The organism is Lactobacillus sp. VURO6/B1 (VP7), from assembly GCF_058139575.1.
Genome location: NZ_JBVOWJ010000003.1, coordinates 152122 through 166673, shown reverse-complemented (window position 1 = coordinate 166673; position 14552 = coordinate 152122). Strand labels below are relative to the sequence as shown.

At 37.1% G+C, this 14552-nt stretch carries 11 protein-coding genes; 2 read left to right on the top strand and 9 right to left on the bottom strand.

Going from position 1 to position 14552, the window contains the following annotated elements; translation table 11 throughout:
* Positions 1–471: 471 nt before the first annotated feature.
* The 3 genes from serS to ACZ2M0_RS02970 form a co-directional block, all read right to left on the bottom strand.
* The gene (serS, locus tag ACZ2M0_RS02980; protein WP_223902574.1) at positions 472–1779 is read right to left on the bottom strand and encodes a serine--tRNA ligase; all 1308 of its coding nucleotides are present in this window, start codon (positions 1777–1779) and stop codon (positions 472–474) included.
* Between the two features lie 330 nt (positions 1780–2109).
* Entirely contained in the window at positions 2110–2640 is a 531-nt protein-coding gene (locus ACZ2M0_RS02975) for a GNAT family N-acetyltransferase (protein ID WP_490058465.1), read from the bottom strand.
* Positions 2640–3245 (bottom strand): TVP38/TMEM64 family protein, encoded by a 606-nt coding sequence (locus ACZ2M0_RS02970; protein WP_223902576.1) that lies wholly within the window; start codon positions 3243–3245, stop codon positions 2640–2642. Before ACZ2M0_RS02970 ends, ACZ2M0_RS02975 begins: the two co-directional genes overlap by 1 nt.
* Positions 3246–3437: 192 nt before the next feature.
* On the opposite strand from ACZ2M0_RS02970, the gene ACZ2M0_RS02965 reads away from it, so the two are divergent.
* Together ACZ2M0_RS02965 and ACZ2M0_RS02960 are read left to right on the top strand one after the other, a co-directional pair.
* Positions 3438–4220 carry an alpha/beta hydrolase fold domain-containing protein gene (locus ACZ2M0_RS02965; RefSeq protein WP_490058464.1) on the top strand — a complete coding sequence of 261 codons (783 nt, stop codon included), beginning with the start codon at positions 3438–3440 and terminating at the stop codon, positions 4218–4220.
* A gap of 125 nt (positions 4221–4345) precedes the next feature.
* Positions 4346–5722: an NAD-dependent succinate-semialdehyde dehydrogenase gene (locus ACZ2M0_RS02960; protein WP_490058463.1), complete on the top strand. Its 1377-nt coding sequence runs from the start codon at positions 4346–4348 to the stop codon at positions 5720–5722.
* A gap of 77 nt (positions 5723–5799) precedes the next feature.
* On the opposite strand, the gene ACZ2M0_RS02955 is transcribed toward ACZ2M0_RS02960, so the two are convergent.
* The 6 genes from ACZ2M0_RS02955 to ACZ2M0_RS02930 form a co-directional block, all read right to left on the bottom strand.
* Positions 5800–6819: a zinc ribbon domain-containing protein gene (locus ACZ2M0_RS02955; RefSeq protein ID WP_490058462.1), complete on the bottom strand. Its 1020-nt coding sequence runs from the start codon at positions 6817–6819 to the stop codon at positions 5800–5802.
* Between the two features lie 95 nt (positions 6820–6914).
* Positions 6915–8474, bottom strand: a complete 1560-nt coding sequence (locus ACZ2M0_RS02950; protein WP_490058461.1) for an ATP-binding cassette domain-containing protein — start codon at positions 8472–8474, stop codon at positions 6915–6917.
* 320 nt (positions 8475–8794) lie between these two features.
* Positions 8795–11827 carry an MMPL family transporter gene (locus ACZ2M0_RS02945; protein WP_490058460.1) on the bottom strand — a complete coding sequence of 1011 codons (3033 nt, stop codon included), beginning with the start codon at positions 11825–11827 and terminating at the stop codon, positions 8795–8797.
* Positions 11820–12407: a TetR/AcrR family transcriptional regulator gene (locus ACZ2M0_RS02940; protein ID WP_490058459.1), complete on the bottom strand. Its 588-nt coding sequence runs from the start codon at positions 12405–12407 to the stop codon at positions 11820–11822. The genes ACZ2M0_RS02945 and ACZ2M0_RS02940 overlap by 8 nt, the downstream gene beginning before the upstream one ends.
* Positions 12408–12568: 161 nt before the next feature.
* Positions 12569–13492 carry a serine hydrolase gene (locus ACZ2M0_RS02935; protein ID WP_490058458.1) on the bottom strand — a complete coding sequence of 308 codons (924 nt, stop codon included), beginning with the start codon at positions 13490–13492 and terminating at the stop codon, positions 12569–12571.
* 14 nt (positions 13493–13506) lie between these two features.
* Positions 13507–14424 carry a magnesium transporter CorA family protein gene (locus ACZ2M0_RS02930; protein ID WP_490058457.1) on the bottom strand — a complete coding sequence of 306 codons (918 nt, stop codon included), beginning with the start codon at positions 14422–14424 and terminating at the stop codon, positions 13507–13509.
* Between the last annotated feature and the right edge of the window lie 128 nt (positions 14425–14552).

The following is a 14552-nucleotide window of genomic DNA, read 5'->3' as shown; positions in this document are numbered from 1 at the left end:
ATTTTTGCGAAAACATTGTTCAGTTTTCAAGGTACTACCTGCTGCTTCTTTAAAACAGCTTTTTTATTTTCCCAGATCCGTGCCCTTTTGTCAAGCACTTTTTTCTGGAACCTTTTTGCCGTCTTGCCCGACAGCGTTTATTATCTTACTAAAGCAGTTCGCTTTTGTCAACTGCTTTTGCTCGATTTATGTTGAGCTTGTTATTTGACGTAACTCGCTCAGACACAAGTAATACCTTACTCTTTTTGCATTCATTCGTCAAATTAATCATTTTGTTCGTTATTTAAGTAAAATAACTTTCGAATTAGTTTTGTCTAATACCTGTTAGACCCATTTCTTTATTTTTTAGACTAGACCAATTAGTTAATTATTCGTAATTCGATTAATTTTGCTATTTACACTGCCCCAAATTTTTATAAAAAAATTTCGCAAGTTTATTCAACTTGCGAAATCACAGTAAACTGCTACTTATTAAATCAGAGTTTCTTCCTTAGTAATCTTTTTCATTCCGTTCATATAAGGAACCAAAACTTCTGGTACATTAACTGTACCATCTTCATTTTGATAGTTTTCTAAAATTGCGGCAACAGTTCTGCCTACTGCCAAACCTGAGCCGTTAAGAGTATGTGCCAAGTGCAGCTTGCCATCTTCATCACGGTAACGAATTTGCGCGCGACGAGCTTGAAAGTCAGTACAGTTAGAGCAACTGGAAATTTCACGATATTTATCTTGAGCTGGCATCCAAACTTCTAAATCATAAGTTTTAGCACTGGTAAAGCTAGCATCCCCAGTAGATAAAGCAACTACATGATATGGCAAATCTAATTTTTGCAGTAAATGCTCAGCGTTATGAGTCAGTTTCTCTAATTCATCCCAAGAATCTTCCTGCTTGCAAATTTTAACCATTTCAACTTTTCTAAATTCATGCATTCTAATCAGACCGCGAGTATCACGTCCAGCTGAACCAGCTTCACTCCTAAATGCCGGTGATAATGCAGTAACATTGATTGGTAGCTTATCACCATGAATAATTTCATCACGAAAATAATTAACAAGTGGCACTTCAGCAGTTGGAATCAAAGTTAAGTCCCGTGGCTTGTCAGGATTGTCGTTATCGACAATGGTATAAACATCTTCGCGGAACTTAGGGAATTGTCCTGTACCTTGCATTGATTCATCATTAACTAAATATGGCGGAATTATTTCGGTGTAGCCTTCCTTAGTGTTTTCATCAAGGAAAAAGTTAAATACAGCTCGTTCAAGTAAAGCACCGGCACCCTTATAATAGACAAAGCGGGCACCTGAAACTTTAGCACCTCTGTCCCAGTCCAAGATATCAAGATCAGTACCAATATCCCAGTGTGCCTTAGGCTTAAAAGCTAATTTAGTTGGTTCATGCCACTTACGAACTTCTTCATTATAACTTTCATCAGGTCCAATTGGATCAGAATCGTCTGGGAAATTAGGCAGTCTCAGCAAAATATATTCTTGTTTTTCAGTCAATTCAGCAACCTTATCATCAAGTTCCTTAATTTCCTGTCCTACTTCACGCATTTTTTGCACTGCAGCAGAAGCATCTTCTTTATTTCTCTTAATTTCCGCAATTTTCTTTGAAACTGTATTGCGCTCTGCTTTTAACTGCTCGCTGCGGTTCAGTTCTTCACGCCGATCAGCGTCAATTTTGACTAATTCATCCAATTCTTCCGGCTTAACGCCACGTCTACCAAGTTTATCCTTGGCCCAATCAAGATTCTCGCGAATCACCTTTATATCCAGCATCTTTTTACCTCCACAAAAAAAGCCAACTCATCCCACATGATTGGGACGAATTGGCTCATACATGGCTTCGCGGTACCACCCAGTTTCAGCTAGTATTTAGCTGCACTTCATTAAGTCGGCGATAACGATGCCGCGTGCCGTGTAATTATTAATTACCCACATTAATGGAATCTGGAAACGACATCTATTCGCTTGCACCAAAATGCGAACTCTCTGAATCAGTCTAAGGATTCCGTGTTTGGATATTATTTTAAGCTATTATGCTTTTTTTAGCAAACAATATTTAATGTTTTTATAATTATTTTTGTAAAAAATTTTGCCTACTTTAAATCACTTTTCTTTATTGAACCAATCTGCCTTTTTTAATAAAAAATAATCTTCCCGATATTGAAATAACTTACTTAACTTGCTCATATCGACTGAATAAATATATTTAAAGCCCAGGCGAGTAAGTAAATTTTGTGAACGAAAATTATTTTTAAAAGTGCCGGCCCAAATTTCAGATTGATTGAGCTGTTTAAACGCATAATCTAGAAGTATATTTAAGGCTTCGGTCATATAACCTTGACCAGAAAAATCCTTATCAAGTAAAAAACCAATTTCTTTGGTATGCAATAACTCTTCTTCGCTAGTACCTCTATTATATAGTTCAACTAAGCCGATTAACTCCTGAGAATTTCTAAGGCAAATGCCATAACTATACTTTCTTGCAGCATACTTTCCTGCGGCAACTTCAGCCTCCGCTAAATTTTGATAATGCCCAAAGCCGGCTAAGCACTGATAATATTGATCTTGCCCCCATTTAAGCAGAGTTGGTGCATCAGATAATTTGAAGGGACGAAAATAAATTCGACTGCCCATTAATTACCTATCAACCTAAGCAGCCAGTCCATACCAAAATCAAGTGCCAGACTGTATGCTGCAATGGTCCAAGGCTTACCTAGGATAATAATCCAAAAATAGGTCCAGAATTTCATGTCAGTTAAACCTGCTAAAAGACATAAAACATCGTCCGGTGCCATTGGCGCAATAATACAAATTGCAAAAAACCAGTTAAACTTACGTTGGTTTTTAGTCCACTTCATATATTTATCAAGAGTTTTTTCAGAAACAATATGAAGAATAAAAGGTCTGCCGTAAAAGCGCGCTAAAAAAAAGTTGATAATTGAACCAATACAGATTCCCACATAATTGTATATAAAACCTGCTATCGGTCCAAAGAAAATGACCCCTCCTAAAAGTGAAACACCACCAGGAATAATAGGAATAACAACCTGAATTATCTGGATTAAAACAAAAATAATCGGCCCAATTATTCTCTTGTTAGCCAAATATGCTTTCATTTTAGCCTGACTGGTAAATATTCCTAATTTATACCAGTATATACATAAAATAATAATGATAATCCCGCTGACAACGGTCAAGATATTAATCAGTCTTCGACTAGCTTTAGCAGACAGATGCATAGCTTACCTCCAATGTTAAGCCTAATTTTACCAAAAAATAAGCATAGTGATTACTATTTAAGTCATTAAATAATAATAATTAAAATATTTTAATTATTTTCCTGAAGTGAAAGCAATTTGGGTTTAAAGCAAAAACTAGCTATTATTACAGTATAATAGATCTAAAAATATAATTTTGGGGAGGAAAATCGGATGGTAGAAATTATCAATGATGTCACTTATGATGAGCAAAGAAATCTTAAGGTAGATATTTATAAGCCAGACAACGTTAGTTTTAGTGACAAAATACTGCTGTTTTGGCATGGTGGAGGCTGGTTTCGGGGAGATAAAAACAGTTTTAAAAACTTATGCCAAAATATTTCCGATAGAGGTTTTACTGTTTTTGCCCCTAATTATTCTCTTGCGCCACAATATCCTTTTCCAGCAGCACATCAAGACAGCATTAACTTTGTCAAATGGCTAATGCAAAGTGAGTTTGTAATTAATAAAAAGCCCCACATTACTCAAATTGGTGCCAGCAGTGGTGGCACAATGGCGCTGAATATTGCGGGTAAATATGGCTTCCCTACTGTTACTTGGTCGGCTCCTGTTAGTTATTCAGCCTGGATAAAAGACCATACAGAAGTTACCCCTGCGGTTGATGGTCGAAAAGAACTGGGCTTATCTGATTTACACGATATCAATAATGCTTTTTATAAATATTTTACTTTAGCATATGCCGGCTCTGAAGATGAAAAGGTATTAAAAAAGATTGATGCTGATTCATATGATTACAGCAATTTACAGCAATTATTAATGATCAATTCTGCAGATGAATTATCTCCTATCAATTATTTACTTAATTTTATTAACTTTTTGGCTCAAAATAATCACGCTGTAGACCTTAAACTAATAGCGGGTAAGCGACACGCAATGACTTATGCTGCTCAGTATTTAGAGGAATCATTAACTTATCTTTTAAATGCAATAAAATAAATCTTTATTTTTACTTACTAATTATTAGTAAAATATTCTGTATGTGCTATAATGATTAATGAAAACGGTTTATATTTTGATTTTGAGAAAAATCTATCCTGATTAAAATTTAAGGAGATAATATTATGGCTAAATATCAATCTATTAATCCATATACTAATGAAACTTTTGCCAGCTATGACAATCCTACAGCTGAACAAATCGAGGATGCTCTAAACTTGACCGATGCACTTTACAAAAAGTGGCGCCATGAAGGCCCTGAAACCCGAACCGCAACGTTGCATAAAGTTGCAGACGGTTTACGTGAGCATAAAAAAGAAATGGCAGAGATCATGACTCGCGAAATGGGTAAAATGATTGGAGAATCTGAAGGTGAAGTCGATCTTTGTGCTTCTATTTGCGATTACTTTGCCGACAAAGGGCCTGAATTGTTAAAACCCGAGCCAATTGATTCCAAATTGGGTGATGCATATTACCTAAAGCAGGCTACTGGCGTTGTAATGGCATGTGAGCCTTGGAATTTCCCACTTTATCAAGTAATCAGAGTATTTGCACCAAACTTTATTGTTGGTAATCCTATTATTCTGAAGCACGCCCACAATGTTCCAGGTTCTGCAGCATTGATTGCTAAAATTATTAAACAGGCAGGTGCCCCTGAGGGCAGCTTGATTAATATGTATCCAAGCTACGATCAACTTGATCAAATGATTGCCGATCCTAGAATTCAGGGCGTAGCGTTGACTGGTTCAGAACGTGGTGGTTCTTCGGTTGCTGAAAATGCTGGTAAAAATCTGAAGAAGTCGACCATGGAACTTGGTGGTAATGATGCCTTCATTATCCTTGACGACGCTGATCCTGAAGTTTTAAAGCAGGCGCTTAGTTCAGCCAGAACTTATAATGACGGCCAAGTATGTACTTCTTCTAAGCGTATTATTGTCGTTAAGTCCCGCTATGACGAAACGCTGCAAGAATTAAAGAAGGTCTTTTCTAGTTTGAAAGCAGGAGATCCGCTTGATCCAAGTACTACCTTGCCACCACTGAACTCACAAGGCGCAAAGGAAAAACTGACTAAGCAAGTAAATGGCGCTATTGCAGCAGGGGCAAAAGTGTTCTACCAATATCCTGAAATTGATTCAGATGGTGCCTTCTTCCGCCCAACTATTCTGACCAATGTTGATCGTGACAATCCTGCATTTGACCAAGAGTTCTTTGGCCCAGTTGCTATCGTTTACGAAGTAGAAGATGAAGATGCTGCTATTGCTTTAGCTAACGATTCCAGTTACGGTCTAGGTTCTTCTGTTATCAGTTCCAACATCAAGCGTGCTCAGAATGTAGCTGCGCAAATTGAAACTGGTATGAGCGTAATCAACGGCACATGGATCAGTTCTGCTGAATTACCATTCGGTGGTGTAAAGAAATCAGGCTATGGTCGTGAACTTAGTGACCTAGGTTTGATGGCTTTCGTTAACCAACATTTAGTAATTTCTATGCCAACCAAATAACTTATCATTAAGATATAAACTAAAAAGCTGATAAACTGCGTTACTAAATAAGAACGCTGATTTATCAGCTTTTTTTATTATTGCTTTTGACGGTGGCGGAATAGATTATACCCTGTGAGTCCTGTCGTCATCACGCTAGCCAAAATTAAGAAATAAGTTGAAGCGCCTATTGAAACTGCGTACAAAAGTAGTTGACTGGTAATACTGTGTAAAATGCCGCGATTAGAAAGCGAACTATTAGACATTCTATAAATAATGTAAATTAAAAAGACAGTTTCAACCAAAGAAAGTAAAAATGCAATGGCCCTGCTCTTTTTAGTATCCCTCATAGTATGATAAATAATAAATAGCGGTATTAGAACTATGATTAACCAAATTACACAAAGCACAATACCTGAAAGCAATGTCGCATTTGAAGAAAAAAGCCTGCCAGCAAGCCCAAAAGTTACACGAGTAATGGACATTTTTTGGCCATAAGTCACGTCTAAAACAGATGCACCAGAACCAGTAAATAAAACTATTAGATTTATTACTGCCATTAGTATTACTAAAAGTTGCACATAGGAAAAATGTTTTTTCTTGTTGATAGCTGTTTTTTCAGCAGAACTTCTTTGAGCTAACCTGCTTTTAGCTTTCACTTTTTCTTTTGATTCAGCTACGTCATTAAACATATTGGATCCGAGTTGATTTATTTTTTGTGTTAAGCGCTCATCCGCGGTATAGCGATCAATTTTTTCTTGACGGCTACACACAAAGTAAAGCCAGACAAGTAATGCAAAAAAGCAAATCCAACCAAAGCTGCGGGAAAAACTCATGAGAATTAGTAAAGCAATTCCCAATAGAAAAACAATCATACTATTGACATGAATCCATTGCAGCATTCGTTCGATAACCGAATTTTGTTTTTCTGGATAAAATTCTTGCCGGTATACCTTGCGACTGGCTATTTTTTTACCAGTCTCTTCATCTTCAAAGTTAGCCTGTTGGTGTTGATCCGTGAAAAAAGTCTCACGGTATTTTTGTAAATCAAACTGGCAATTGGGACAGGTAACATCCTCGTCAGAGACAGGACGACCACAATTTGGACAAGTAGTCATAAAAAACTTCCTTTAAACAATAATTATTAATAGCTTAATCATAAAACAAAAATAGCGCTAAGGAAAATTCTTTATCACTATTTTAACCTAGCTTTTTACTGTAATTCTTGAATTTGTGCCTTAAGTTGCCTTATTTCAGAAATTGAAGCCCGCGAATCAAGCATTAATTGATCGAGCTTAAATTTAAGTAACTCTAATTCATTATTGTTGCCTTTTCTGGACTGCCTCTTTTGGGCCGTTGATGTGATTAACCGACTATTCTTAATTTGCCATTTAGGAACTTCAAGTTGCTTGATAAATGCCTGATCGTGTGACACGAGAATCATGGCAAAGGGATAAGCAGTGACAAATTCGGCTAAGGCATTAACCGATGCAATATCTAAAAAGTTAGTCGGTTCATCCAGCAGCAATAAATTATATTGACCAGTTAGTATCTTAGCTAAATTAAAACATACTAGCTGGCCACCACTAAGATCACTTATTTTGTGCTCACCGTATTGGCGCAAATGCAAATCGCCTAAGACCTGCATAGTCGAACTATCATCGAAGATACTGGTGGCAAAAAGAGAATCTAGCAGGGTTTTATCAGTTTGGCTAGTAACAATATTCTGGTTAAAATAACCTATTTTCAATTTAGAATTATAAAAACCGGTTAACTGTCTATTCTTGATTTTTTTCAGAAAAACAGTCTTGCCGATCCCGTTTTGCCCAGTTAAAACTACTTTTGAGCCATAAACAAGATTTACTTCCTGCGTAATGTTAAATAGCTTTTGACCATATGCATTAATTGGTTGTTTTTCCAACCGTAATGCCTTGCTTTTAGGAGAAATCGACAAATCAGTTATTGCATTGTTGCCATTTTTTAAGGTAATCGCATGATGCATTTGCGGCTTCTTTATTTCTGCTTTTTCTTTATTGATGCGGTTAGCGAGATTCTTACTAGCTCTTATAACATTATTTGCAGTTTTTTGTTTTCCCAGCGACTTTGACCGCCAATCAGAAGAAGAAAGTCCCTTTTTGTTGTGAGAGAAAGTACTGGCCTTATTAAAATGCAGATTATAACTTCTCTTTAACTGCTCAAGGTGCTTTTTCTTTTGCTCATAAGTCGTTTCTGCCCGTTTTCGCTGATCTTCGCTAAAGTTGCGAAACTCTTCATAAGTCCCTGAGAAATTGTGTACTTCTTTATTTTGAATATACCAGATTGAATCACAAACTTTGTTCAAAAAATTCTGGTCATGACTGACAATTAAACAGGCAATTTTGCTTTTATTTATTAATTTTATTAACCATTGTTGCTGCGTAATATCCAAATTAGAAGTGGGTTCGTCCAAAAGCAGCAAACCGTTAGGCATATTTTTTAGTTGGGCGATGGCCTTACTGAGAGCCAGTTTTTCCCTTTGTCCACCGCTCTTATCCCCAGCATCAAGCAGTTGCGGAACATAGGCAAAATTACAATTATTAGCAACTACACCTTTAATGGTAAATAAATCCGTAAATTTTTCTTGAGCAAGTATCCGCATTAAAGTTGTTTTACCAGCACCGTTGTTGCCAACTAAGCCAATTTTTTGCCCAGAATTGATGCTCAAATTTGAGACTGTCAGCAGTTTAGAAGCTGCCACGCCAATTTGTAAATAATCTATTTTAATTAATTCCACTATCAAACCTCAACGTGCACGCAAAATACACTAAATAAGCTGCAATTCATTGAATTGCTAAAATTACTCTATCTGCTAAAGTGATGCGCTCAACGTTAGGTTCAAAATTAAAAAAGTGATTAATTATTTAAAACTTTAACGAGAGCTTACTGATTATTTACTTGTCTTGACATGCCAGTATTCCTTACTTTCTACTTAAAATTTAATTAAAAGCATTATACTATAATGAACAATCTTTTGTAAACCAGTCAAGAAGTGCGTTAAGCCAAAAAAGGCTGAAATCCTCTAAACGAGAATTTCAACCTTCTAATTAAGGTTAATTAATTTTTAGCACGCTTATTCTTGCGCCAATGAACACCTTCATAAGTCAACTTGACTGCAGCTGACAAGGTAATCGGCATAATAAATACTAAAATTATTAAACCAATAATCACTGCCAAAGCAACTTCAATCAGAGTCGGAATTCCTGATGGAATTAAGGCAGCAAATGTACCACCTAAAATGATAGCAGCTGAAACCACAACTGTTCCGATAATGCCACATGCTTTAAGCATTCTTTGACTTGGGCTGCCGTCTTCAAGTTCACGATAACGTGTCATTAAGAAGATACTGTAATCAACGCCCAAGGCAATTAACATGATAAAGCCGAAGAATGGCGTGTTCCAAGTTAGCATAGTTTTGCCTAATGCTGCTTTTACTACCCATTCCGTAATTGATAATGAACAGAAGTAAGCAATCAGTAGTGTACCCAAGATATAAACTGGTTGCAAAAGTGAACGAGTTACAAAAATCAGCGCAATGCCAATTCCAATTAACATGATGGCAGCAGTTCTAATAAAGTCTCTGTTGGCAATATCTTTAATGTCAGCAATGTTAGAACTTTCTCCGCCCATTGCTACTGTAGCCTTTTTGAGCCTGGTTCCTGCTAAGGACTTTTTAGCCATCAAACTCAGATCCTGCGCCTTCTTAGTTGCTTTAAGGCTACTTGGATTTGACTTAAAGACAATCATCAGCATGGTTGATTTCTTGTCAGGACTCAAGTAATTCTTAATCGAAGTTTGGAAAGTATCGTTTTTAATAAATTCCTTTGGGATATAGAAAGTATCTGCGGCTGAGGAGCTTGCTAACCCATTAAGATAGGCTGCACCTTGTCCAAGTCCACTATTAACTTCATCTACCCCATTAGTTATCTTAGGTGTACTTGAAGCTAACTTGCCGGCACCTGAATTAAGTTGGCCAACACTGGAATTTAATTGACCGATACCTGAACTTAATTGACCAGTACTGGAATTAACTTGACCAATACCTGAGCTTAATTGACCAGCGCTGGAATTGAGTTGACCAATGCCGCCACTTAATGTTGAAGCACCACTATTTAATTGTCCCGAAGCAGTGGCTAATCTGCCGACACCAGATTGCAGTTGACCCATTTGACCAGATACATCCGGCATTGATGCGGAAGCTTCTGCCCAGGATTTTTCTAAAGCAGCACCTGCAGCTTGCATGGCAGCCATCTTTTGCTGTTGAGTTAAACCGGGTATACTGTTAATACTCTTTGATAGGTTAGCTTTATAGCTCTTTTCTAAAGCAGCCTTAGTATTTTTCTGCGCATTTGCGATACCAGCACTGCCACTTGCCAATTGAGAATTCAACTGGTTAAGGCCACTGGTCATTTGCTGGGTTCCGCTCTGCAGACGGCTTGCACCACCTTGCAGTTGCCCAGTACCGTTTTGCAACTGGCTGGCACCATTTTGCAGCTTACCCGTACCAGCTTGCAATTTGCTGGCGCCATCTTGGAGTTGACTAGTACCATTTTGTAACTGACTAGTTCCGTCAGCCAACTTGCTTGCACCCGCAGTAACTTTTTTGCTTGCCTTGCTTAATTTACCTAAACCGGCACGTGCTTGATCAACACCTTGGTTAACTGTATTAAGCTGGTTCTTAACGTAAAGCTGATCGATACTTTCACCATAAGGCTGAGTTACAGAAGTGACAAAAGCTACATCTCCAGATGCCTGGAGTTGTCTGGTTAATTGATCAATCAGACGTAAGTCGGCTTCATTATCAAGTTTGTGATCACTCTTAATATAAAGTGTTGAAGGTTCAGCCATCCCTTTTGAAAAGTGATCTTCGACAACTAGCATCCCTGCTTTAGCTGAAGTACTATTATCAATCTCATCAGTGTCATCATAATTCAAGTGACCGGTATACATCAGTCCAAAAGGAAGCACAACCAAAGCCAGTACAATTAAGTAAATAATTGGGTGAGCAAGTGTCGCTTTGGAAATACCATGCCATAATTTATCTTCATGCTCACCGGTAAACTTCTTCACCGGCCAGAACATTTTTTCTCCCAAAACAGCCATGAAGAAAGGATTGAGTGTCAGCAGCACTATTAATAAAACTGCTACGCCGACCGCAACACCAACTGCTGAGCGATAAATGGAAAAGTTAGCTAAACTCAGTGCCGAAAATCCGATTAAGATTGAAGAACCGGAATAAAGAATTGTTTTACCAGCCACCTTCAAGGCACTATTCATCGCTTCGTAGCGGCCCATTCCTTTACCGAGGTCTTCTTTAAACTTGTCATACAAAAGGATGTTGTAGTCCGTACCAATTCCGAATAACACAATAATCATAAAGACTTGTGTAAAGTTAGAAAATGGGAAGTTCTGATATTTAACCAGATTAGTAACAATCGCAAATGATGTGATGAAGGAAACTCCAACAGTCAGTAATGAAATTAGGGGCACTATTGGCGACCTGAAGACAATTACTAACACGATGAAAATAAAGATAACGGTAATTACTTCCGTTTTCTTAATTCCCTCTTGAATAGCATTTGAGAAGGCATTTTGTAAAACATCAGCACCAGTAACATAAGTCCTGATGCCGGCAGATTTGACTGCTTTATTCAACTCATCCTCAACATCATTAACCGGTCCGTGCTTTTTAGCCACATTCAACTGCATTATCCAAGTTGTATTATCCTTTGACTGCAGCTTTTTCTTAGTAGCAATATTATCATCTGGGCCTAAAATCATTTTAATGCCATACTGATCTTGCTTATCTTTAAGTCTGTCAATAGTTTCATTAATGGCATTCTTATCATCAGATGTCAATTTGCCTTTTTGCTTATTAAAGACCACCGCAATCTGATAGGTATCTTTTTGTTTAGGACCCCAATCATTTTGAATTGATTTTGCGACTTCACTTTGAACATCAGACGGTAAGGAAATATTTGAGTGCTCACGGGTTAACCCTGTAACGTCCGGCAAAGCCACAACAGAAATAATTAAAATTAAAATCCATGCAATTAACGAGAAAATATGATTTTTTACTAGTTTATGCACTCTGATTTTCCTTTCTATTTTTTTGCAATAATTTATTGGGCTGAACCAATTGAATAATTAATTCATGATAACCCTGGTCAGCCTCTTCACTAGTTTCTTCTGTAAAAGAATCAGACACATCTAAAAAAACGTATCCTAGTACTGCCCCAATTAAGGAATGGAGCGAAACCGTGCTGTCACTTCTCAAATTTAGTTTGTCAGCCAAAGCTATTATCTTTAAAATTTCTTGGGTAATAGCATCGTCTTTTTGGTATTCGTTCAGATGGTAGAGAATACTAATTAATGCAGGATCGTCCAAAATAAAGTCACGGACAATATCCGCAAATTTAAGTAAAGCCTCTTCACCTGAAATTCCAATCAAATTATCAACTAATTTTTTACCTAAAATTTTAATTCTGCTTGCACCGACAAGCGACAACAATTGCTTTCGACCTGAAACATAATGATAGAGTGACTGTGAACGAACGCCTAACTCTTTAGCTAGGTTCGGCAGAGTGGTCGCGGAAAGTCCCTTTCGTCCAATCAGCTCCGTCGCCTTCGCAATCACCTTATCTAAATCAAGGCTTCTTTTTTTAACCAATTTCACCCCTCCTTCTGACAGCATAGTGAATAATATAGCACTACAGTTTGAAGAATACAATCTACAAGCTGTAAATTATTTTAAAATAATAAAAAAGCCCTAAAATATAGTTTTTATTAGGACCTAAAATTTAAGATTTGTTAAAGTATACGTCAAAAATGTTATTTAAAAAAGCTATTGACTGCCTTTCCCAGTTTAACAAAATCATGATCATTATTGCTCCAAACGCTGACGCAATAGGCATTACCATTAGACTGGACAAGTGCAACATTGGCTTTACTATCCCCAATAGCATAAATTAAACCCTTGCTATTACGGATAATCCTGGGCTTAGTTTTGTTAGCATTCAGTGCTCCTAAAACTTGATTGGAATATTGTCTGCTTAAAATCTGGTCATGGTATAGACTCACCATAATTTTATTCAAATCATTTGCAGTAGTATAAGCTGCTGGTTTAGCTGAAAGTTTTCCTTTAATGGCGGTATCTTCAGCGCCAGTTCTCCTGATAATTGAGTTGACTTTTGCAGGCTTAACTGTGCGCAACAAAGCGTTGGCTGCAGTTTTGTCACCTTGCATCATCAGCTGCTTCAAATAAGCTGCATTATACGCAATTCCCTTTTGCAGGACCTTTTCACCTTTAACGTGATCTGCTTTTTTTATTTTAACAGCCTTATTCGCAGTTGCCTGCCCATGTTGTTCTTGATAAGTTAAAGCAATAAGTAGAAATAGACAACTAATAGTATTTACACCATGTCTTTGGCTAGTGTTAGAAACACGGACAAATTTATTATTATTGAGGTCTTGAACACAAACTTGATAGCTCTGATCCTTTCCCATCACCTGTACAATTTTTTCTGCCCATTTTTTCTCACTGCCGGAAGCAATTTTAATGTGATTTGGATACTCCACAGTCGCAACTTTTGGTTCACGGGCAGAGTTTTTTCCCTTTTTATTTTTGACAACTTGTTCCTGTCCATGACCCACAATTTTCAGGCTGCTGTTCTCTACTTTTTTAAGATTGACAGAATAGAGCATAAAAGCAATAAGTGCTGTGATTAATGAGCCTATCAAAACTTTATTTTTCATTTATTTGCCTCAGTTTAAAAGAAGTGATGTCGTTTCATTAGCACAATCAACCATACCATCAAAAAGATCGTTATTACAGTAATAGCAATCCAGTCAGACGAGCTGTGTCCAACCGGAAGACTGACATTCATCCCGTAAAAACCGGTTAAAATAGTAGGAATAGTTAAAACCAAAGACCAAACTGTGAGAAACTTCATCGTATCGTTCAAGTTATTGTTCATCATGTTATTAGAAGTTGCAGACAAAGTTTGGGTTACCTGTTGCGAAATTTTCACCATTTCTGCCGATTGGTTTGACTCAATTAAAACATCATCAAGACGTTCACGTCCAGGCTTGGTAAAATCCAATTTAGACATTTTTAAACTGTGCAGCATCATTAGGTTGGTCTGAATTGAGCTAGACAAATACACCAGACTTTTCTCAATATTGGACAGCTCTACCAAGTCCTTGTTATTAATGTCACCAGAAAGCTTTTGATCTAAACTATTGCGTTCGGCATCAAGCTGAGTAACAGCTCGCTGGAAATACTGCGATGAATATAGTAAAAACTTCATTAAAAGTTCAGTAACATCTTGTGCCATTGATAGCTCTCTTCTCGTAGCAGCATCATTAAACTCATCAAACACATAGCTGGTCGATTGCGTATGAAAAGTAAAAATGTTTTCCCCCGATATTAAAAAAGTTACTGGGTGAGCCGTAAAATGCTTGATAGTTTTAGTTGGCCAAATAGGTACATCATAAACCAGCAAATTGATATGCGTATGCGTATCATAGTCATAGTGGGGTCGTTCATGTCGGTCTGAAATATAAGTAATCATGTCAGGAGTGAAATGAAAATCTATTTGCAGCTTATTACTGTCTTCTTCACTCAAATTGCTTATATCATACCATTTATAATTAGTTTCTACTGGAAACTTTTGTTCTTTGATCACGTTTTCACCCCTGGCCACTATATTTAGCTAGTGCTGCCACCAGCTTTGTTATGCCATTATTATCTTAACATTGAAGAGAAAAACGACAAATAAAAAAACAGGTCAAGACCTGTTTTTTAAATTTTTTA